Origin of the sequence: Enterobacter sp. MGH 16 (assembly GCF_000493175.1) — a bacterium.
Taxonomy (GTDB): domain Bacteria; phylum Pseudomonadota; class Gammaproteobacteria; order Enterobacterales; family Enterobacteriaceae; genus Enterobacter; species Enterobacter roggenkampii.
Genome location: NZ_KI535695.1, coordinates 1207023 through 1228664 on the forward strand (window position 1 = coordinate 1207023; position 21642 = coordinate 1228664).

20 protein-coding genes are annotated in these 21642 nt (G+C 56.6%); 6 read left to right on the forward strand and 14 right to left on the reverse strand.

Translation table 11 applies throughout. The features are described from left to right. Nucleotides 1-126: 126 nt before the first annotated feature. Entirely contained in the window at nucleotides 127-1521 is a 1395-nt protein-coding gene (gene fumC / locus L362_RS16865; RefSeq protein ID WP_023343987.1) for a class II fumarate hydratase, read from the forward strand. On the opposite strand, the gene tus is transcribed toward fumC, so the two are convergent. The 4 genes from tus to rstA all read right to left on the reverse strand — a co-directional run bounded on the left by tus (nucleotide 1522) and on the right by rstA (nucleotide 5120). Next, complete coding sequence (gene tus, locus L362_RS16860; RefSeq protein WP_023343988.1) at nucleotides 1522-2451, reverse strand: DNA replication terminus site-binding protein; 930 nt, start codon at nucleotides 2449-2451, stop codon at nucleotides 1522-1524. Between the two features lie 73 nt (nucleotides 2452-2524). Beyond that, on the reverse strand, nucleotides 2525-3823 hold the full coding sequence (gene rstB / locus L362_RS16855) for a two-component system sensor histidine kinase RstB (RefSeq protein WP_023343989.1): 1299 nt from the start codon (nucleotides 3821-3823) through the stop codon (nucleotides 2525-2527). A 75-nt stretch (nucleotides 3824-3898) separates the two neighbouring features. Continuing rightward, nucleotides 3899-4159 (reverse strand): hypothetical protein, encoded by a 261-nt coding sequence (locus L362_RS16850; RefSeq protein ID WP_008500551.1) that lies wholly within the window; start codon nucleotides 4157-4159, stop codon nucleotides 3899-3901. Between the two features lie 244 nt (nucleotides 4160-4403). Further along, nucleotides 4404-5120, reverse strand: coding sequence for a two-component system response regulator RstA (gene rstA, locus L362_RS16845; protein WP_021241154.1), 717 nt, complete (start codon nucleotides 5118-5120; stop codon nucleotides 4404-4406). Nucleotides 5121-5248: 128 nt separating this feature from the next. Between rstA and L362_RS16840 the strand changes: the two genes are divergently transcribed. Further along, a complete protein-coding gene (locus L362_RS16840) occupies nucleotides 5249-5584 on the forward strand; it encodes a GlpM family protein (protein ID WP_021241155.1) in 336 nt (111 codons plus the stop codon). Here L362_RS16840 and folM read toward each other — a convergent pair. The 3 genes from folM to ydgH form a co-directional block, all read right to left on the reverse strand. Continuing rightward, complete coding sequence (folM, locus tag L362_RS16835) at nucleotides 5581-6303, reverse strand: dihydromonapterin reductase (protein ID WP_008500548.1); 723 nt, start codon at nucleotides 6301-6303, stop codon at nucleotides 5581-5583. The genes L362_RS16840 and folM overlap by 4 nt on opposite strands. A gap of 39 nt (nucleotides 6304-6342) precedes the next feature. Next, complete coding sequence (locus L362_RS16830; protein ID WP_023292612.1) at nucleotides 6343-7725, reverse strand: amino acid permease; 1383 nt, start codon at nucleotides 7723-7725, stop codon at nucleotides 6343-6345. Between the two features lie 184 nt (nucleotides 7726-7909). Further along, a complete protein-coding gene (gene ydgH, locus L362_RS16825; RefSeq protein WP_023327293.1) occupies nucleotides 7910-8854 on the reverse strand; it encodes a DUF1471 family protein YdgH in 945 nt (314 codons plus the stop codon). Between the two features lie 535 nt (nucleotides 8855-9389). On the opposite strand from ydgH, the gene pntA reads away from it, so the two are divergent. Both pntA and pntB read left to right on the forward strand, forming a co-directional pair. Further along, on the forward strand, nucleotides 9390-10919 hold the full coding sequence (gene pntA, locus L362_RS16820; RefSeq protein WP_021241157.1) for a Re/Si-specific NAD(P)(+) transhydrogenase subunit alpha: 1530 nt from the start codon (nucleotides 9390-9392) through the stop codon (nucleotides 10917-10919). Between the two features lie 10 nt (nucleotides 10920-10929). Continuing rightward, the gene (pntB, locus tag L362_RS16815) at nucleotides 10930-12318 is read left to right on the forward strand and encodes a Re/Si-specific NAD(P)(+) transhydrogenase subunit beta (protein WP_021241158.1); all 1389 of its coding nucleotides are present in this window, start codon (nucleotides 10930-10932) and stop codon (nucleotides 12316-12318) included. Between the two features lie 123 nt (nucleotides 12319-12441). Here the strand turns inward: pntB and uspE are convergent, their stop codons facing one another. From uspE to L362_RS16780, 7 genes are all read right to left on the reverse strand, one after another. Further along, nucleotides 12442-13392 (reverse strand): universal stress protein UspE, encoded by a 951-nt coding sequence (gene uspE / locus L362_RS16810; RefSeq protein WP_008500542.1) that lies wholly within the window; start codon nucleotides 13390-13392, stop codon nucleotides 12442-12444. 109 nt (nucleotides 13393-13501) lie between these two features. Continuing rightward, nucleotides 13502-13684, reverse strand: a complete 183-nt coding sequence (locus tag L362_RS16805; RefSeq protein ID WP_014883604.1) for a hypothetical protein — start codon at nucleotides 13682-13684, stop codon at nucleotides 13502-13504. Nucleotides 13685-13831: 147 nt separating this feature from the next. Next, a complete protein-coding gene (gene fnr, locus L362_RS16800) occupies nucleotides 13832-14584 on the reverse strand; it encodes a fumarate/nitrate reduction transcriptional regulator Fnr (RefSeq protein ID WP_006174991.1) in 753 nt (250 codons plus the stop codon). A 183-nt stretch (nucleotides 14585-14767) separates the two neighbouring features. After that, nucleotides 14768-15283 (reverse strand): methylated-DNA--[protein]-cysteine S-methyltransferase, encoded by a 516-nt coding sequence (gene ogt, locus L362_RS16795; protein ID WP_021241159.1) that lies wholly within the window; start codon nucleotides 15281-15283, stop codon nucleotides 14768-14770. 10 nt (nucleotides 15284-15293) lie between these two features. Then, nucleotides 15294-16820 (reverse strand): p-aminobenzoyl-glutamate transporter, encoded by a 1527-nt coding sequence (gene abgT / locus L362_RS16790; protein ID WP_023343990.1) that lies wholly within the window; start codon nucleotides 16818-16820, stop codon nucleotides 15294-15296. Nucleotides 16821-16861: 41 nt separating this feature from the next. Next, the gene (locus L362_RS16785) at nucleotides 16862-18307 is read right to left on the reverse strand and encodes a M20 family metallopeptidase (protein WP_023343991.1); all 1446 of its coding nucleotides are present in this window, start codon (nucleotides 18305-18307) and stop codon (nucleotides 16862-16864) included. Further along, nucleotides 18307-19617, reverse strand: coding sequence for a M20 family metallo-hydrolase (locus L362_RS16780; RefSeq protein ID WP_023343992.1), 1311 nt, complete (start codon nucleotides 19615-19617; stop codon nucleotides 18307-18309). Before L362_RS16780 ends, L362_RS16785 begins: the two co-directional genes overlap by 1 nt. A 175-nt stretch (nucleotides 19618-19792) precedes the next feature. Between L362_RS16780 and L362_RS16775 the strand changes: the two genes are divergently transcribed. Both L362_RS16775 and smrA read left to right on the forward strand, forming a co-directional pair. Further along, entirely contained in the window at nucleotides 19793-20704 is a 912-nt protein-coding gene (locus L362_RS16775; RefSeq protein ID WP_023343993.1) for a LysR family transcriptional regulator, read from the forward strand. Between the two features lie 356 nt (nucleotides 20705-21060). Then, nucleotides 21061-21624, forward strand: coding sequence for a DNA endonuclease SmrA (gene smrA / locus L362_RS16770; RefSeq protein ID WP_021241163.1), 564 nt, complete (start codon nucleotides 21061-21063; stop codon nucleotides 21622-21624). Nucleotides 21625-21642: the final 18 nt, after the last annotated feature.

Consider the following 21642-nt stretch of genomic DNA (forward strand, 5'->3'; position numbering starts at 1 on the left):
GGTAAGGCGAAGCCGCCACCCGACACCAAAAAGAGCGCACAAAGCGCCATACCGTTTCTCAGAAGTCATCAATACTTATCCCTTAAGCATGTGAGCAATCCCGACAGTGTTATCAAGGAGAAAGTAATGACCACGGTACGCCATGAGAAAGACTCGATGGGCGCCATCGACGTCCCGGCCGACAAGCTATGGGGCGCGCAAACCCAGCGTTCGCTGGAGCATTTCCGTATCTCGACTGAAAAAATGCCCGTTTCGCTGATTCAGGCGCTGGCGCTCACCAAACGTGCAGCCGCGAAAGTGAACCAGGATTTAGGCCTGCTGGCGGCAGACAAGGCCACCGCCATCATAAATGCCGCCGACGAAGTGCTGGCGGGCAAGCATCCCGACGAATTTCCGCTCGCCATCTGGCAGACCGGTTCCGGCACCCAGAGCAACATGAACATGAACGAAGTGCTGGCGAACCGGGCCAGCGAACTGCTGGGCGGCGTGCGCGGCATGGAGCGCAAGGTACACCCGAACGATGACGTCAACAAGAGCCAGAGTTCTAACGACGTCTTCCCCACGGCCATGCACGTGGCGGCGGTGATTGCTATCCGCGAGCAGCTTATCCCCCAGCTCAACGTCCTCAAATCCACGCTCAACGAGAAAGCGCAGGCCTTCCGCGATATCGTCAAAATTGGCCGTACGCACCTGCAGGACGCCACGCCGCTGACGCTCGGCCAGGAGATTTCCGGCTGGGTGGCGATGCTGGAACACAACCTGAAGCATATTGAAAACAGCCTGCCGCACCTGGCGGAGCTGGCGCTCGGCGGCACGGCGGTCGGCACCGGGTTAAACACCCATCCGGAGTATGCGGTGCGCGTGGCGGAGGAACTTGCGGCCATAACCGGACAGCCGTTCGTCACGGCGCCCAACAAGTTCGAAGCGCTGGCGACCTGCGATGCGCTGGTCCACACCCACGGCGCGCTGAAAGGGCTGGCGGCGTCGCTAATGAAAATCGCCAACGACGTGCGCTGGCTGGCCTCGGGCCCGCGCTGCGGCATCGGTGAAATCAGCATTCCGGAAAACGAGCCGGGCAGCTCCATCATGCCGGGTAAAGTCAACCCGACCCAGTGCGAAGCCATGACTATGCTCTGCTGTCAGGTAATGGGCAACGACGTGGCCGTCAACCTGGGCGGTGCATCCGGCAACTTCGAGCTGAACGTCTATCGACCGATGGTGATCCACAACGTTCTGCAATCAATTCGTCTGCTGGCGGACGGCATGGAGAGCTTTAACGAGCACTGCGCGGTGGGGATCGAGCCAAACCGCGAGCGCATCAGCCAGCTGTTAAATGAGTCGCTGATGTTGGTGACCGCGCTCAATACCCATATCGGCTACGATAAAGCCGCCGAGATCGCCAAAAAAGCGCATAAGGAGGGGCTGACGCTGAAAGCCTCCGCCCTGGCGCTGGGCTATCTGACGGAGGCGGAGTTTGATGCCTGGGTGCGCCCTGAGGCGATGGTTGGCAGTCTGAAATAATCAACTCGCCACGTACAGGTGCAGTCGCGGAATAATGAGCTGAAGCGGCTGCGCCTGAGGTCGGTAGCGGTGCTGGACATTTTCAGCATCGTAATTCAGCAACTCACCAATATCCGGCACGATAGCCCCCTGATCGGCATCATAAAGCGCAATCAGCGGCGTCGGACAGGCGTACTGCACCTGTTTTTGCTGACCGGAGTACCAGACGCGGGCAATAGGCTGCACCTTCACCGGGCGCTTAATTTTGAGGCGCGTATCCGCCGGTAGCGAGGCGATGCTGTGGTACTCCTGCTCCAGGCGTTCGATCCACTGCTCACGCGACCACGGCGCGACGGTGCGCGGCGTCTTCAGGCTCTTTTCCAGCTGCGCCAGAATTTCATCCCGGGTGAAGTTTTTAATGATGTGCTTATTCGCCCAGCCGAAGCGCAGCGTGGCGGGATGGCGCAGAACCGTCAGCGTGCGATAGGCATTCAGGGTAATTAACCCCGGAAGCTGACGGTGCACCCACTCAAACCGGGCGGCGGGGGCCAGGCCAGACTCTTCGGTAACGATTTTCTCAAATGCCGCTTTCAGACTGTTGATATGGGCAATCTGGCTTTCCAGCGCCTCGCGCGCTACTGCATCGGTTTGCAGACAGATCACGCCCGGCAGCCGCACGGCCGCCTTGCTGCTGCGCTGTTCAGACTGCTGCTGGATAAAAAGATGGCGATAGTGCTTCATCGCCAGCTCCAGTGCGACCTTGCCGATGTGCTGCTTCACGTCGATGGTGTCCAGCGGATCGTGCTCGGCCCCTTTGGCCACCTCGGGCAGGGTAAAGACGCGCGCGGCCAGCAGGCGGCAGGTCTGCAAACGTTCTGTCAGGGTCAGCAGCTCGTGTTCTATTTCCCGAAACGTGCTGTTCAGCCGTTCGATAAGATCGTAGGTCGCCATAAGCACTCTCATTAGTTACAACATACTTATCATATAGCACAGCACGCCGGGTCAGGCCAGCGTGCGGTTGAAGTCAGGCAGGGACGGGAAGGGCGATGTTATGGTACACCGGCCAGCTAAAGCAGAAGCGCGCGCCGCCGAGCTCGCTCTCTTCGCAATGCACCGTGCCGCCCATCGCCTGCGCGATAGAGTGGACGATTGCCAGCCCCAGACCGCATCCGCCGGTGGCGCGATCGCGGCTGGGATCGAGGCGGACAAACGGTTCAAACACGGTTTCGCGTGCCTCCGGCGCAATCCCCGGCCCGTCATCCTCAACGGTCAGGCTGGCCTGATTGCCCTGCAGATCCAGCCCAATCTGCAGCGTACTTTCGCTGTAGCGCATGGCGTTGTTCATCAGATTGTCCAGCACGCGCTCCATCAGGCGCATATCGAGCGCGCCGTAGTCACCCGGCGTGACGCGCGTCAACAGCGTGCGCTGCGGGTTCACGCTCTGAACGTCGTCAATGTGGGTTTGCAGCCAGGCGGGCAGATCCGGCGTGCTGAGGTTCAGCTCGTTTTGCGGGCGATCGAGGCGCGCGTAGGTCAGCAGCTCCTCAATCAGCGCCTCAAGCTGGCCAATGTCGCGGTTAAGCGCCTGAGACTCCGCTTCCGTCAGATTCTCGCTCATCTCCAGACGATAGCGCAGGCGTACCAGCGGCGTGCGCAGCTCGTGCGCAATTCCGTCGATCAGCTGTTTCTTGCTGGCGATAAGGGCATTGATGTTATCGGCCATCTGGTTAAAGGCCACCCCCAGACGTTCAAAGCTGGAACCGCTGTCGAAGTGAATACGCTCTGTAAAATGCCCCTCGCCAAAACGCTGCGCGGCGGATTCGAGTTTCAGCATGTCCTGCCAGTGCGGGCGCATCCAGATAAAAACCGGAAACGCGAGTGAAATGGCGATAAAGGCCATCAGCGCCATGTCCAGCAGGCGCATCTGATGCAGATAATAGAGATAGGGCACCGGCCCGACGGCCAGCACGTAATGGCTGCGCGGAATTCGCTGGATAAAGGTGTATTTCTCATCCAGCGCGACGATATCCCCGTCGCGCAGACGCTGCATGGCGGGCGGGTCCAGATCGAAATCTTTCAACGGCTCAATGCGTAAATCGAATGACAGATTGAGATCCAGCTCTTTCAGGGTTTTCGCCCAGTCGTGTGGCGGGATCTCTCTCAGCTCGCTACGCATCAAATACAGCGAGCTTTTCATCAGGTCATCCAGAGACTGCCTGCCCGCGCGTTCGGCGGTAAATTTATAGACCAGGCCGACCAGCATGGTCATCACCAGGAAGCAGACAAACAGTAAAAGATAAAACTGCACAAACAGCTTTTTCATTGGATCTCACCGCAAAAACGCTATGTGCAGAATATACATGAAAACCCTTCGAGTTTTTCACGTCTGTCGAGCGTGTTAGACGGCTTTCGCGCTGTTTTTTACCTTGGCGATGAATTTTTCCGTCACGGCCAGGCCTTCTGCAATGTGCGTATCAATCACATCCGTTCCGTATTCGCTGATGAGATCCAGCAGTATTTCGTAAGACTGGATGAGTTCCAGCAGGTCAAAGAGCGCTTTTTGATCGGTACGTGAGGGGGAGGCGTGGTTCAGGGTTGCCTGATTAACAATCCACTCAAGATTGGTTTTTATCGCTTCTACCTGACCGTAGCTATACATAATTCATGAGCTTAAATCCTCATTTCAAGATTTATTGGAGAGATGTCGTGAAAGCTTCACGGCGAAAATGAGTAAAACAATCGCAAGAGCGGGGCGAGCTGAAGAAAGGAGAGTCGAGAAGGTAATTATGGAATAGTTTGCGTGCTTAGCAAGTTAATTGTTGCGCAAACGTAAAAATAAACGCGCGAAAGAAGGGCATTCTCGCGTAATGCCTTTATTTCGCGCAGGTTATCCTGTCCGGCGATCAGGTTTCCCACGCATGTGGGGCAAACAGATAGCCCTTGTTACGCACGGTTTTAATGCGGTAGGGCTCGGTGGCGTTATCCTGCAGTTTTTTGCGCAGACGCGAAATCGCCACGTCCACGCTGCGGTCCATTCCGTCATAGCTTACGCCACGCAGGTTTTTCAGGAGCGCGTCACGGTCCATGATCTGCCCGGCATGAGTTGCCAGCTCCCACAGCAGGTCAAAATCTGCGGTGGAAAGGGCGATAAGCTCGCCAGAGAGCAGCACCTGACGGTTAATCGGATCAATAGACAGCGTACCGAAGCGCATCGCTTTGTGCGGCGTCAGAGACGGCGCCGGTGCTTCGCGTTCGATGCTGGCGTGCTGGCGTAAATGGAGGCGCAGGCGAGCGAGCAGGACGGCAGGCGGTGTGGTTTTCAGAATGTAATCATTGGCACCCATCTCCAGCGACAAAATATGGTTCATATCGCTGTCCAGTGAGGTGAGCAGGACGATAGGGCCCTCCCAACGGGCGCGCAGGTCGCGGCAGAGCGTCATGCCGTCTTTGCCCGGCAACATAATATCCAGCAATACCAGATCCGGGTTTTCACGGACGACCACCTCTTCGGCACGATCGCCACGAGGTTCAACAATGACGTCCATATCATGTTTACCCAGATAGGCGGCGATCAGCTGCCCGACTTCGGGTTCGTCTTCAACATAAACAATCTTATTCATACAGCGTCTGTTTTCGTGAAAAAAGCCAACATACACCGCGAAACCTTAACCTTCCATTAATCTTTCAAAATTAACGCCGGTTCCGTTATTCTGGCCCATAGGGTGAGTTGATTATTATAAGGAAAACGATGGCTCTGGTGATCAAAGCCGCGCTGGGTGCGCTGGTGGTGTTGCTGATTGGCATTCTGGCAAAAACGAAAAACTACTATATTGCCGGGCTGATCCCTCTCTTCCCGACCTTTGCACTCATTGCCCACTATATTGTGGCGTCTGAACGCGGCACGGAAGCGTTACGCACGACCATCGTGTTTGGCATGTGGTCAATCATCCCGTATTTTCTCTACCTGCTTTCGCTGTGGTATTTCACCGGTTTTCTGCGTCTTCCCCTGGCGCTGGGCGGGGCGGTGGTCTGCTGGGGGCTCAGCGCCTGGGTGTTAATTTTCTTCTGGAGCCGCTTTCACTAGCGCAGCGGTCGGCCGCCGTCCACGGCAAAGGTTCTGCCGGTGACGTAGCAACTAGTGAGCAGGTAATCCACGAGGTCGATGACCTCTTTCTCGCCTGGGGCAATTTTCATCAGCGATTTATTCAGCGCCTGCTGGCGATACTCCGCATCATCGTTTTCGTTGAATAAGATCATTGCCGGGGCGATGGCGTTCACCTTCACCTCGGGGGCGAGCTTGCGGGCAAACGAGCGGGTCATATTATCCAGCGCGGCTTTACTGGCCGCATAGGCAATGTGCTTGTCGCTGCCGCGCTCCACCACATAATCCGTGAAGTGAATGATGTCGCCCGCAGCATGCCCGTGGCCGCGGAGCAGATCCTGCAGAGCGTGGTTAAGCAGATAAGGGGCATTGACGTGGATCTGCAGCATGGCGGAGAGCGTTTCGCTGAGTGACGTACCCGGCTTTTCGGCCTGCCATGCGCTGGCGTTATGGAGCACGGCGCGCAGACCCGTTGTGGTGGATTTCACCTTTTCCGCAAAGGCCAGAATGCCTTCATCGGTTGAAAAATCAGCCTGAATGCAAACCGCCCCGGCTTTGCGCAGCCCTTCAATCGACGGGTATTCCGTGCGGTAGCTGACAATGACCGGATGGCGAAGGTTGAGAAAATGATGGGCGAGGGCGAGGCCGATACGGCGGCCTCCGCCGGTGATCAGTATGGGGCGAAGCGGTGCATTTCCCATCGTATTCTCCTTTACAGTTCAACAATGGGAAAGGCGATGCTATCCCACTAACATCCAGGTTGCCGGCACGGCAGCAACCAGTAACAGTCCAATTAAGGCCATCTCACGGCGTTTCAGCGCGTTCTCCAGCTGATGCGTGCGGCGGGCGTAGATGAACACCAGCAGACCCGGTGCGTACAGCACCACCGACAGCAGCAGATGCATAGGTCCGGAAGCATACAACAACCACAGGCCGTAAATACAGGCTCCGACACCCACGACATAATGCGCCGGGCGTGTGGCAATTTTTAACAGATACGCACCCACTAAGAAATAGGGTACCAGAATCATCTCCGAGGCGATGGTCAGCAGCGTGTTATAGTCTGAACCTGTGAGCCAGATCAGCACCAGACAGATCTGAACGCTGATGTTGGTCAGCCAGAGTGAGGCAGACGGCGCGCTGTTTTGGTTTTGACGCGCAAACAGGCGTGGAAACGCCTTGTGCGTCGCGGCCAGGAAAGGCACTTCAGCCGCCATGATGGTCCAGCTCAGGTAGGCTCCGCAGACGGAGATGATAAGACCCGCCGCAATCACCACATCGCCCCAGGGGCCGAGCATTTTCACCATCAGGCCCGCCATTGACGGGTTACGCATTTCAGCCAGCTCAGGACGCGCCACCACGCCCAGCGACAGCAGCGTCACCAGCAGATAGACCCCGAGCGCAGCCAGTACCGCCAGCAGCGTGGCGCGGCCCACATCGCGTTTATTTCGGGCCCGGGCGGAAACCACAACCGCGCCTTCAACACCGATGAACACCCACAGGGTAATCAGCATCGTGTTTTTCACCTGCTCCCAGACGGGGACACCCAGCGCAACGCCGCTGAAATCGAGCGTGAACACGTCCATACGGAACGCAATGAAGGCCAGAACGATAAACAGGCCGAGCGGAACCAGTTTCGCGAGCGTCGCCACCAGGTTAATGCTGGCGGCCGTTTGTACGCCGCGCAGCACCAGCCAGTGGACGAACCACAGTAACACCGAGGCGCCCACAATAGACTGCCAGGTATTCCCGTCGCCAAAGAGTCGCAGCTCAGGCGTATCGGTAAAGAAACTGAGGGCCGAGAAAACGATCACCAGATAGGAGACGTTGGCGATCACCGCACACAGCCAGTATCCCCAGGCGGAGCAGAAGCCAATCAGCTCGCCGAAACCTTCACGGGCATAGGTGAAAATGCCGCCGTCCAGATCCGGGCGAATGCGCGTCAGCAGCAGCATGGCGAAGGCCAGCAGCAATATTCCGACACCCGTAATGCCCCAGCCAATGATGAGGGCAGACGGGCTGGCGACGGCCGCCATATTTTGCGGCAAACTGAATACGCCCGCACCCAGCATTGAGCTTAAAACGAGTGCAGTCAGAGCACTCAGGCCAAGTTTCTTTTCCATTGGCTTCCTGTTATGAAAGGTCAAAATCCAGAATAATTATTTCGCTCAGGCGCATAAAAATGGTGGATCACACTAAGGCGCGGGATTTTACGGAGTGTAACGAAAGCATGCAATGACGTGTGGCAGAAATTCAAAAAAAGTAACAAAAAAGGCGGCATTGCGCCGCCTTTTTTAAACGATTTTGTTACTTGTACAGATCGGCGCTGATGGTCACGTTGTTACCACGTTCCTGCCACTGGCGGGTGATGTGGTAGAACTTCGCCCCTTTCTTCGCCGCACGCTTCGCGACCTGGTAAGAGACTTCCGTCATGTTGCCGTAGTTGCCGGTAAATTTGATGCTGTCGAACGGCACCATCTGCGCGGCAGTGGCGTTGTTCAGCTCTTCAACTTTGGTACCGTCTGGCAACGTAACCGAATAGCGGCCACCTTTCGTGGACTGCGTTTCAAAGAAACGGCCCACTTCAGCGCTTGGCGTAGCCGTCGTTGCGACGCCTGGGATTTCCACTTTCTTCGCTTCTTCGCCGCCTTTCGCTATCGCCGCGCGACCGGCTTCTGAGTTTGCCGGAATCGCATCCGGGCTCTGCAGAACACGTTTCTTCGCATCTTCTTTATAGATGAACGCGGTAATACGCTGGTTGCCGCCCTGGTTAGCATCGACCTGACGCACGATGTAGAAAGCGTAGGCCCCTTTCTCTTTCGCGGCTTTGGTGATGGCATCGTTCACTTCAGGCTGGCTGCGGTAAAAGCCCTGAACGGTGACGGTGTCGTACGGTTCCAGCGCAATTGCCTGATCTTTCGGCAGTTCAACAACACCGTTAATCACGCGGTTTTTCGGTGCGTCAGCTTTTGGCGCGTTGTCCTTATACAGCGCAATGGTCACGCGCTGGTTACCGCTGTTGCCGTTATCAGACTGGTCAACAACATAAAACGAGGCTGCCCCGTTTTTATCAGCGGCCTTTGATGCAGCGGCGACGGCGTCGCCAATAGAATTATAACGACCCACAATGACCTTATGGTCAAAAGGTTTTAACGCTGCCGCTTGCTCCGGCGTTAACTCTGTTGCGGCATTCGCAGACAGGGCGGTCGCGGAGAGAAGTGCGGACGCCAGGAGTGTGTTCTTAAGCTTCATAAAAATGATCCTTCGCCTTGCGCAAACCATGTACTGGTATTGTTGTTAATTTGAGACGGTCCCGATTATGGCATTTAAAACCCGTCGCTGTCTGCGCCATTTTTCACTGCCTGTGCTCACTGAATCACCTTATTCGATAACATTTAGTGATATGTTGAAAAAACACGCGTTTGACAAGTAAAACTGATAAAGCTTATGACTTTTACAAGTTAATTTAATGTTAATAAGTTGTTCTCTTATGGCGCTATATCATGTTTTTACCGCTTCGCTTGCGCGAATTATCGGTTCTGGCGATGAATTTAAGGTAAATATCACTGTCAGTGACGCCGATCGCTTATTTTTCACAGATAAAGTAAGAAATAGTGTTTTCTGGCGGTAGATCACGGCCGCTATTTTCAGTAGGTTATAGACAGTTTGTTACTGTTTTATTTTCCGGGGTGAATTGTGTCTCATTGCTTGCGTGATGGCGAAAAATGATACAAACCGCGGGCACTTATCGTTAAACCATCATCAAAAACCGATGGAAGGGAAAACTATGCGTATTGGGGTACCAAAAGAACGGTTAGCCAATGAAACCCGCGTAGCGGCAACACCGAAAACGGTGGAGCAACTGCTTAAGCTGGGTTTTACCGTCGCAGTTGAAAGCGGCGCGGGCAAACTGGCGAGTTTCGATGACGAGGCCTTTATTCAGGCTGGCGCGGAAGTGGTGGACAGTGCCGACGTGTGGCAGTCGCCGGTTATTCTGAAGGTCAACGCACCGGAAGAGAGTGAGATTGCGCTGCTGAATCCGGGCACCACGCTGGTGAGCTTTATCTGGCCTGCGCAAAATCCTGAGCTGATGGAAAAACTGGCCGCGCGCGGCGTCACCGTGATGGCGATGGACTCCGTGCCGCGTATTTCGCGCGCCCAGTCGCTGGACGCCTTAAGTTCGATGGCAAACATTGCGGGCTACCGCGCCATCGTTGAAGCGGCCCACGAATTTGGTCGCTTCTTTACCGGTCAGATCACCGCGGCGGGTAAAGTCCCTCCGGCGAAGGTGATGGTGATTGGCGCGGGCGTGGCGGGACTTGCAGCCATCGGTGCGGCAAACAGCCTGGGCGCTATCGTTCGCGCGTTTGATACCCGTCCTGAGGTGAAAGAACAGGTCCAGAGTATGGGGGCCGAATTCCTTGAGCTGGACTTCAAGGAAGAAGCGGGCAGCGGTGATGGTTATGCGAAGGTGATGTCCGAAGCCTTTATCAAAGCCGAAATGGAACTCTTCGCCGCGCAGGCGAAAGATGTCGACATCATTGTGACCACCGCGCTTATCCCGGGTAAACCGGCGCCGAAGCTGATTACCCGTGAGATGGTGGACTCCATGAAGCCGGGCAGCGTGATTGTCGACCTGGCCGCGCAAAACGGCGGCAACTGCGAATATACCGTAGCAAATCAGGTGACCACGACCGCAAACGGCGTGAAGGTGATCGGCTATACCGATCTGCCGGGTCGCCTGCCGACGCAATCGTCTCAGCTGTACGGCACCAACCTCGTCAACCTGCTGAAGCTGCTTTGCAAAGAGAAAGACGGCAACATCACCGTCGATTTTGACGACGTGGTGGTGCGCGGTGTGACCGTGGTGCGTGAAGGTGAAATTACCTGGCCTGCGCCACCGATTCAGGTTTCGGCCCAGCCTCAGGCAGCGCCTAAAGCGGCGCCTGAGCCAAAAGAACCCGCTAAACCCGCTTCCCCGTGGCGCAAATACGCGATCATGGCGCTGGTGATTATTCTGTTCGGCTGGCTGGCTGACGTCGCGCCGAAAGAGTTCCTCGGCCACTTTACCGTCTTCGCGCTCTCCTGCGTCGTGGGCTACTACGTGGTGTGGAACGTCTCCCATGCGCTGCATACGCCGCTGATGTCGGTAACCAACGCCATCTCCGGGATCATCGTGGTGGGGGCGTTACTGCAGATTGGCCACGGCGGCTGGATCAGCTTCCTGAGCTTTATCGCGGTGCTGATCGCCAGTATCAATATTTTCGGTGGTTTCACCGTGACTCAGCGCATGCTGAAAATGTTTCGTAAAGGCTAAGGGGTAGCATATGTCTGGAGGATTAGTGACAGCCGCATACATTGTTGCTGCAATCCTGTTTATTTTCAGTCTGGCGGGGCTTTCCAAACACGAAACGTCTCAGCAGGGGAATAACTTTGGTATCGCCGGGATGGCGATTGCGCTGATTGCCACCATCTTCGGGCCGGACACCGGCAACGTGGCGTGGATCCTGGTGGCGATGATCATCGGCGGTGCGATTGGTATTCGCCTGGCGAAACGCGTTGAAATGACCGAGATGCCGGAGCTGGTGGCGATTCTGCACAGCTTTGTGGGTCTGGCCGCAGTGCTGGTGGGCTTCAATAGCTACCTGTACCACACGCCAGGTCTGGAACCGATTCTGGTGAATATTCACCTGACGGAAGTGTTCCTCGGTATCTTCATCGGTGCGGTCACCTTCACCGGTTCCATTGTCGCGTTCGGTAAGCTGCGCGGGAAGATCTCCTCTAAGCCGCTGATGCTGCCAAACCGTCATAAGCTGAACCTGGCGGCGCTGGTGGTATCGTTTGTGCTGCTGGTGGTCTTCGTGCGTACCGAAAGCGTCGGTCTGCAGGTGCTGGCGTTGCTGGTGATGACTATCATCGCGCTGGCCTTCGGCTGGCATCTGGTGGCGTCCATCGGTGGTGCGGATATGCCAGTAGTGGTCTCCATGCTGAACTCCTACTCCGGTTGGGCGGCGGCGGCGGCGGGCTTTATGCTGAGCAACGACCTGCTGATCGTCACCGGTGCGCTGGTGGGTTCTTCGGGTGCGATCCTGTCTTACATCATGTGTAAGGCGATGAACCGCTCGTTCATCAGCGTCATCGCCGGTGGCTTTGGTTCTGACGGCTCGTCTACCGGCTCCGATGAGGAAGTGGGGGAGCACCGTGAGATCAGCGCGGAAGATACCGCCGAGATGCTCAAAAACTCGCACTCGGTCATTATCACCCCGGGCTACGGCATGGCGGTGGCACAGGCGCAGTATCCGGTCGCGGAAATCACCGAGAAGCTGCGCGCGCGCGGCATCAAGGTGCGTTTTGGTATTCATCCGGTGGCGGGGCGTCTGCCAGGCCACATGAACGTGCTGCTGGCGGAAGCGAAAGTGCCTTACGACATCGTGCTGGAGATGGACGAGATCAACGATGATTTCGCCGACACCGACACCGTGCTGGTCATTGGGGCTAACGACACCGTTAACCCGGCGGCGCAGGACGATCCGCGTAGCCCAATCGCCGGGATGCCGGTTCTGGAAGTGTGGAAGGCGCAGAACGTGATCGTGTTTAAGCGCTCAATGAATACCGGCTATGCCGGGGTGCAGAACCCGCTGTTCTTCAAAGAGAACACCCACATGCTGTTTGGCGATGCCAAAGCCAGCGTGGATGCGATTCTGAAAGCGCTCTGACAGGGTAAAGCCCGGTGGCGCAAGCTTACCGGGTCTACCAAACCCGTAGGCCGGGTAAGGCGTAGCCGCCACCCGGCAAAAAAAAACCGCCGGTTCGCCGACGGTTTTTTTTCATCTTGCGGGTCAATCGTCTTCCGGATCGTCAAGCTCAACCGGCGTCTGGTACTCATCCGGCTTGATAACCAGCAGGTCGCAGCGCAGATGGTCGATCACCTGCTCGGCGGTGTTGCCGAGGAAGGCGGCAGAAATACCGGTACGGCCAATGGTACCCAGCACGACAATCCCCGCCTGCAGGTGTTCAGCCAGGTCCGGGATGACCTCTTCAGGCAGCCCTTTTTCCACGTGGGTCATCTTCTCATCGATGCTGAATTTCTGGCGCAGCGCTTTCATGGCCAGCAGGTGCTGACCGCGGATGGCGTCGTTATACACGCTCGGGTCAAATTCCGGCAGCTCAATGGCGATGTTAATCGGGGTAACCGGATAGGCACCTACCAGATGCACTTCGGTGTGGTTGACCTGGTCGGCAAGCTGGAGGGTCTCCTTCACCAGCTTCTCGTTCAGCGAGTTATGGTAATCCTCTTCGCTGGCGAGGTTTACCGCCACAACGGCTTTCCCGCCTTCAGGCCACGGCTGGTCTTTCACCATCCAGACCGGGCAAGGGCATTTACGCAGCAAGTGCCAGTCGGTCGGGGTGAAGATCACGGATTCCAGCTTGTCGTGCTGGTGCGCCATCTTCAGCAGCAGATCGTGCCCACCGGCAACGACTTCCTGAATGATGGCTTCGAAAGGTCGGTTGTGCCAGACCACTTTGATATCAATGGGCACGCCCGCTTCCAGGTAATACTTCGCCTGTTCGCGGATCCACGCGGTACGCTGGCTGATGACGCCCTGACGCATAGCGGTGCGCTCGTCAGGCGACAGAAGGGTGGTCATCTCATACGAGAAGTCATAGATCGGCAAAAACGCTTTGATTTTGCCACCAATCCGTTGATGTAAATACACAGCACGTCGTAATGCCGGCTGATCGTCCTGATTCGGATCGATTGCTACCAGCATGTTTTGATACTTGGCCATACAGGTCTCCTTACTACTGTCACCACAGTCTGTAATTAAAAGAGTAACCTATATATCCTGAATGAAACAGAGGAGAGCTTTTGCCAGATCAATAATTCATGAAAATTTATCAGAGGAAAAGCACCGTGGTCGTTACCGCGATAAACGCAATAAACAGCAGCACCATCACCGCTATCGCAAAGGTCGTGGAATCCTGAACGTAGGTTTTTTCCTCCCCCTTCATTGGGCCGACAAGCATGATCCAGATGAAGATAAAGGTCACTGAGGCAATCACGACTGAAACGAAAAACAAACTTTCTCTCAATTCATAACCTCAACGAGACCCTTTTGGGTGCTGTGTGGGGACGAGCTGCGGTGAAAAGGGCAGATAAAAGACGGGGTAACAGGCCAGACCCATAAATCAGGAAAATTTATCGGTCTGGCAGTATACGTATGGCGTTTACGCCACGTTGCGGGCGTGCCCGGCAAGAACGGCCAGCGCTTCACCGTTTTCGATAGTGATGTATTTACCCTTAACGGCCAGCATCCCGCTTTTCTGGAAACGACCCAGCAGACGGCTGATGGTTTCCACGGTCAGACCCAGGTAGTTACCGATATCGCCACGCGTCATCGTCAGACGGAATTCACGCGGCGAGAAGCCACGCTCGGCGAAGCGGCGGGAGAGGTTGTAGATAAACGCGGCCAGGCGCTCTTCTGCGTTCTTTTTAGAAAGCAGCAGAATCATGTCCTGATCGCCTTTGATCTCACCGCTCATCAGACGCATCATCTGCTGACGCAGGTTAGGCATCTTGCCGGACAGATCGTCCAGGGTTTCAAACGGAATTTCGCAAACCATCGAGGTTTCGAGTGCCTGAGCAAAGCTCGGGTGGTGGCCCGTACCGATGGCATCAAAGCCTACCAGGTCACCCGCCAGATGGAAGCCGGTGATCTGCTCATCGCCCTGTTCGGTGATGGTGTAGCTCTTGATGGTGCCAGAACGGATAGCATAGAGCGATTTCAGTTCGTCTCCCGCTTTAAACAGCGTCTGCCCTTTCTGAATAGGCTTTTTACGCTCGATGATATTATCAAGCTGATCGAGTTCATGCTCATTCAGGGTAAACGGGATACAGAGCTGGCTGATGCTGCAATCCTGGCAATGGATAGCACAACCGCCAGACTGAATGCGTCGTATAATTCGCTTTTCCGGGATCATAGGTTTGCTCAAGCCTTAATTGATATTGGTCAATTTTAACATCTTTTTGGTAAGTACGTAAGCCTGACAAACCCTCAATAAGGACAAGAGACGGCAATCTGCCGCCATCTTCTTGAAATTCCACAGCTTGATTATGGATTTTTAGCCTAACCGGAAGAAAATTAAGCACAAAAAGCCTGGGAACTAGAGTAAGAGATACCCTTCGTGACGCAGCAACCACTCTTTTCGCTGCACGCCACCGGCATAGCCGGTCAGGGTGCCGTTGCGGCCAATAACGCGATGGCAGGGCACCACGATGCTGACCGGATTAGAGCCGTTCGCGGCACCTACGGCGCGTGCGGCCCCAGCGCGACCTAACTGCTCCGCAAGCTGGCCGTAATGCATCACCTGCCCGCAGGGAATGGCCCGCAGCGCCTGCCACACTTCGCGCTGAAAAGGGGTGCCCGCCGTGGCGGTGGGCAGCGTGTCGATGATGCTGAGATCGCCTTCGAAGTACGCCGCAAGCTTGTCGCTCAGTCCACCCGGATTGGTGGCGCGGATACGTTCATACCCCTGGGCGCGGTAGTGAATCGCAAGCAGTTCTTCCATGCGGTCGCTGTGCTCTTCCCACTCAACGGCGCGCAGGCAAAACTGCTCGTCCGCGATCACCCACAGCGGCCCAAGCGGCGTCGCAATCTTGTCTTCGAGTAATCTCAGCATCCTCATTCCCTTAGTTCAGCCTCGGGTAGATCCCCGGCCCAATCGGCAGGCCGACAAGATACCACGCCACCAGCATCACCAGCCATACCCCTAAAAAGATAAGCGGGTAGGGTAAAACCAGCGAATAGTAGGTACCCAGTTTGGCCTCGGGTTTATAGCGCTGCAGGAAGCCTAAAAACAGCGGAACAAACGGCGAAACCGGCGCCAGCGGGATAACCGAAGAGTCCGCGATGCGGAACAGGATCTGCGCGAAAGCCGGGTGGAACCCCAGCATCATAAACATCGGCACGAAGATCGGGGCCAGAATCGACCAGATGGCGGAGCCGCTGGCGATAAACATGCACAGCAGGGATGACAGCAGCGCCAGACCGACAAACGCCGGTACGCCGCTTAGCCCGGCAGCCTCCAGCGCGTCGGTGAGGCCCACGGCCATAAACTTGCCCATGTTGCTCCAGTTAAACATCGCCACAAACTGGGCCAGCGGGAACACCATCACGATAAAGCCCGCCATCTCCTTCATCGGCTCGATCATCAGCTGCGGCAGGTCACCCTGGCGGCGGATTTTGCCGGTGGCGATACCGTAGGCGAGCGAAACAATAAAGAAGAAGAGGATAATCAGCGGCACGATGCCCTGAATAAACGGCGAGGGCAGGACCGTATGTTTAACCGGATCGCGCAATATGCCGTTTTCCGGCACCACCATCAGCGCCACCGCGGCGATAAACGCCAGCGAGACAATCCCCGCCACGCGCAGGCCGAAGCGCTGCGCTTCGCTCAGCGTCTCCAGCTTTTCATCGCTACGGCCTTCCCATTTGCCCAGGCGCGGCTCAATGATCCTATCGGTAATCAGCCCGCCGACAATTGTCAGGAGAATGACCGAGCTTGCCATAAAGTACCAGTTGTCGATCACGCTGACGTGCATGGCCGCATCAATGGTTTTCGCCGCCTCCGTACTGATGCCCGAGAGCAGCACGTCGGTGGTGACGATCAGCAGGTTAGCGGTAAAACCGCAGCCCACCCCCGCAATCGCGGACAGCAGGCCCGCCACGGGATGGCGCCCGACGGCGAGGAAGATCAGCGCCCCCATCGGCGGCATGATCACCAGCGCGGCGTCGGAGGAGATATGGCTGAAGAAGGCGATAAACAGCACCATGTAGCTCGCGTAGCGCGCGCTGACGTGAGAAGCCATCTTCACCATCAATGCAGGCAACAGGCCGACGCGTTCAGCCAGACCGGCGCCCAGCACCAGCGCCAGAATGGCGCCGAGCGGGGCGAAGCCGCTGAAGTTTTTAATCACGTTGGGTAAAAACCAGTGCAGCCCTTCAATGCTCAGCAGATTTTTCACCGCCACCAGGCTGCCGTCGGCCGGGCTGCGCACGCTGACGTCAAAGGCGGAGAGCACGGCGGTGGCGACCATCAAAATCACAATCAGATAGATAAAAAGCAGGAAAGGGTGCGGCACTTTATTGCCGATCCTTTCAACCCAGCCATAGAGCTTACCGGATGGGGAATGCGAAGGTATGGATGACATACTCATGGGCGTTCCTCGGGAGGGTTGTGTTGTTGTGTTGTGTTTTTTTATTTTAAAGGTGACGGTGTCACGCCCGGTGGGATCGGACACGCGTACGGTTTTTCTTCTAGTTGTTGTTCGAACTCTTCACGGCATTTTTTCAGCAGCGCGGCGTCCTGCAGCAGATTGAGCGCGGTCGCGCCCATCACTTTCCCGGCCAGCAGCATGCCTTTGTGGGCAATAGAGGTTCGCCCCTGAGACACCAGTTGCCAGGTGTGCAGCGGCGTGCCGACGGTAAAGCAGGGGCTGAAGCACTGGGCGACCGGCATTTTCCAGCTGACGTCACCCACGTCGGTTGAACCTGCCAGCACGTTGTCGGTGACGGCATAAGGCGCGACTTCATCCACCAGCAGCGTCGCCTGATGACGACGGGCAAAGGCTTTACCCGCTTCGCCACCCGTGGCGGCAATATTTTTCAGGCTGTTTTGCAGATCGTTGGGCGTCAGCGTGGCGCGGATCTCGCGGGCAAACTCTCGCTCTTCGTCGGTCCACTCCGGCGTGCCGTAGTGCTGCAGGGCGCGATACATCGCCGCCTCAAGCGTGCGGTTCGGCAGGTAGCTGGAGCAGGCTTTATCAAAGCGGCACTCGACGGTCGTTTCGGTCATCAGCGCCGCGCCCTGGGCGATTTTCTCGATGCGCTCGTAGATCTGCTGCGCATCCGCCATCTCCGGGGCGCGGATCAGGTACAGCACCTCGGCCTGCGCCTGCACGACGTTGGGCGAAATCCCGCCGGTATCGGTAATGGCGTAATGGACGCGCGCTTTCTCGATAATGTGTTCGTTAAGGAAGTTGGTGCCGGTGGTCATCAGCGTTACGGCGTCCAGCGCGCTGCGTCCCAGGTGAGGGGAGTTGGCCGCGTGCGCCGCCACGCCGTGAAAACGCCAGGCGGCCTGAATATTCGCCAGCGTGCTGACGTTAAACATCCCGGCAAAGGCTTCCGGGTGCCAGGTGACGGCGGCATCGACGTCATCAAACAGCCCTTCGCGCACCATAAAGGTTTTCCCGGAGCCGCCTTCTTCACCGGGACAGCCGTAAAAACGCACCGTTCCGCTGCCGCCGTGCTGCTCCAGCCAGCTTTTCACCGCCACCGCGCCCGCAAGCGCCGCGGTGCCTAAGAGATTATGTCCGCAGCCGTGGCCGTTAGCCCCCGGCGTGGCGGTTTGCGCCGTCGCGCAGTGTGCCTGCTGGCTTAACCCGGCCAGCGCGTCGTACTCGCCCAGCAGGGCGATAACCGGTTTCCCGCTGCCGAAGCTGGCGATAAAGGCATTGGGAATACCGCCTGCCTCGCGGGTCAGCGTGAAGCCTTCAGCTTCCAGCTCGCTGGCCAGCCGCTCGGCGGACCAGAACTCTTCAAAGCGGGTTTCGGGACGATCCCAGATCGCGTCGGCAATATCGGTTAACGTCCGACATCGCGTGTCGATCGCATCGGCAATAAAAGCGTAGTTCTCCTGCATCACACACCTCGCGTCCACGGGAAATTGAGCGCTGTTCGCGCCAGCGTTTCGATGGCGATAGTCATGACCTGCTCATCGAAGTCGAATTTTTCGTTGTGATGTCCGGCGCTCAAATCCGTGCCAAACACCATATAGGACGCCATGCCGCCGTTCTGCTGCACGCGGGCCATCATCAGCGTGGCGTCTTCGGAACCCGCTGGCGCTTTCACCTTATCGATGGCATGAACAACCCCGGAAACCTGGCTCGCCTGTTCGCGCAGATAATCCACCCACGCCGGTGTCGGCGCGCTGGAGGTGGCAGCCCCCATCAGGCGCATCTCCGCGCTCACGCCATAGAGCGCCGCCGCGCCGGTAATGACGGCCTGCGCGCGTTCAAAGACATACTGATTAATCGCTTCGCTTTCGCCGCGGGTTTCAACCTTAATCAGCGCATTCGCGGGCACCACGTTGCGTCCGCTGCCCGCCTGCATCACGCCGACGTTTACCCGGGATGCGCCGTCGCTGTGCGGGGCGATGCTGTGCAGGGCGAGGGCGGCCTGCGCGGCGGCGAGCAGAGCGTTACGACCGTCCTCCGGCTTACCGCCCGCGTGTGCGGCCACGCCGGTGAAGCTCACGTCGAACTTGGTGGTGGCCATAAAGTTATCGCTGCCGCAGATTACCGTCCCGGCGGGGACGCCGGTGCCAATATGAATGGCCGTGAAATAGTCCACGTCATCCAGCGCCCCGGCAGCAACCATGGCGCGCGCGCCGCGCGTGCCTTCTTCGGCAGGCTGGAAGATCAGCTTGATGGTGCCGTTCAGCCGGGCTTCATTCTGCTTAAGCACCTGTGCCAGCCCCAGACCAATGGTGGTGTGGCCGTCGTGCGCGCAGGCGTGCATCATGCCCGGATTGCAGGAGGCAAACCCGTCGCGGAACGGGCGATGGCTGTCGTCGAGCGCTTCGCTTAAATCAAGGGCGTCCATGTCCACGCGAAACGCCAGGGTTGGGCCCGGGCGGCCGGTATTCAGGGTGGCGACAATGCCGGTAAAGCCGCCTTCAAACGGCGCCAGCCATTTCTCAGGCGCGCCTTGCGCCCGCGCGCGGGCAAACTCTCGCGCCAGGGTTGCCTCGTCGGGCAGCCCCATCCGGCTTTCGGCATCGACCACGTCGCGCCCCATCGCCAGTTCGTAACCCAGCGAGTCCAGGGTCTCCGCAACTTTCGCGGCGGTACGAAACTCTACCCAGCCGGATTCCGCAAAATGGTGAAAATCGCGACGCCACGCGCTCAGCTGCGGGGTTAACGTCTGGATGTACTGCGCCAGTGTGTCCATATCTGTTCCTGTCATCATGAAAATATGTGAACTGCTTCACGCTGTGATAGTTTTTACTTATCACTAACCGATTTTTCACAGTTTTAACCGTTCAGGAATTACCCTCGCACATCCCTTTCCAGTAAAGTAGATGACAGTTTCTTTACTCTGATAAACAACGGTTATCGGTCGGGCTATGTCATTTCAGGTTAAATTCCATCATCTCCGGGCGTTTGTTGAAGTCGCTCGTCAGGGCAGCATTCGCGGTGCCAGCAGGACGCTGAATCTTTCGCAGCCGGCGCTGACCAAATCCATCAAAGAGCTGGAGGAGGGCATGGCGGCGCAGCTTTTCGTGCGCAGGAGTAAGGGCGTGGCGTTGACCGAATGCGGTGAGGGCTTTTACCAGCGCGCCCGGTTAATTCTGGAAGAGCTGCGCGCGGCGCAGGATGACATTCGTCAGCGGCAGGGGGAACAGGCCGGGCAGATCAACATCGGGATGGGGGCCAGCGTTTCGCGCAGCCTGATGCCCGCCGTTATCACCCGCTTTCATGCCCAACATCCGCAGGTCAAAGTGCGGATAATGGAAGGGCAGCTGGTGTCGATGATCAACGAATTACGGCAGGGAGAGCTGGATTTCACCATCAATACTTATTATCAGGGACCTTACGATCAGGAATTTACGTTTGAAAAACTCTTTGAGAAGCCATTTGCGGTATTTTGTCGCGAAGGGCATCCGGCAACGGGGGCAACGTCGATTAACGAACTTCTGCATTATAACTGGACAATGCCGACGCCGCGGGGAAGTTATTATAAGCAGTTAGAAGAGGTATTTAGCCATCGCTCGCAAATACCGCAAATTGGTGTGGTCTGCGAAACCTTTTCTTCCTGCATAAGCCTGGTTGCGCAAAGTGATTTTCTAAGCATATTGCCGCAGGAGTTAGGCTGTGACCCGCTTCTGGCGCACCGTCTGGTCATGCTGCCGGTTGTCGAATCGCTTCCAAAAGCAGCATATTATTTAATTCAGCGCCGTGATTCACGTCAGACGCCCCTGGCTGAATCATTAATTACGCAGTTCAGACGGGAAGCGAGAAAAATAATCGCGGCGTGAAAGTGAGATAATAAAAAAACAGGATCTGCCCGACATCAGACAGATCCTCCAGTACACACAGCAGTGCGTCCTTTCGCCAATCCTGAATATTATATCCATGAAGCAGGTATATTTAGGTATAACACCTTTTCCGCAAAAAGAAAGGATGTCGAGTGTTTGATTTTACGAAAATTTAACACAAATCACTTATTTCATCTTTGCTGAAGTTTTAGTTAAGTCATATTTAACTTTATTTTATAAATACTATATATATTCATCAGGTTAATATTTGCGGCGCATGAGGGCCTGTAACGGTGATTGAGGCCAGTCTCAGGCGCAGGTATAGTACCGTCCTCAGTTGTAGCCGGAGGATATCCATGAACCCTGACGACAAATCCTTTTTTCTTGACGCCATGGAAGATGTCCAGCCGCTGAAGCGTGGCCCGGATATTCACTGGCAGCCCAGCCGCAATACGCGGGCGCGCCAGGAGGTGGATAGTGAACAGCTGGATAACTTCCTGACGCTGGACTTTCTTGACCTTCTTCCCCTGGAAGAACCGCTGGCGTTCCAGCGCGAAGGGGTGCAGCAGGGCGTTATCGAGAAGCTGCGCTCGGGTAAATATGCCCGCCAGGCCAGCTTAAACCTCCTGCGTCAGCCCGCCGAACGCTGCCGTCAGATGCTCTATTCTTTTATTCGCCAGGCCGGACGTGACGGGTTACGCAATCTGATTATCATTCACGGAAAAGGGCGCGAGCAGAACTCGCATCCTAATGTGGTGCGCAGCTATCTGGCGCGCTGGTTAACCGAGTTCGAGGAAGTGCAGGCCTTCTGCGTGGCGCTGCCGCATCACGGCGGCAGCGGGGCATGCTACGTTTCACTGCGTAAATCCGATGAAGCAAAACAGGAGAACTGGGAGCGGCACGCCAAGCGCAGCCGCTAGCGGGCGATTTCCTCGCCC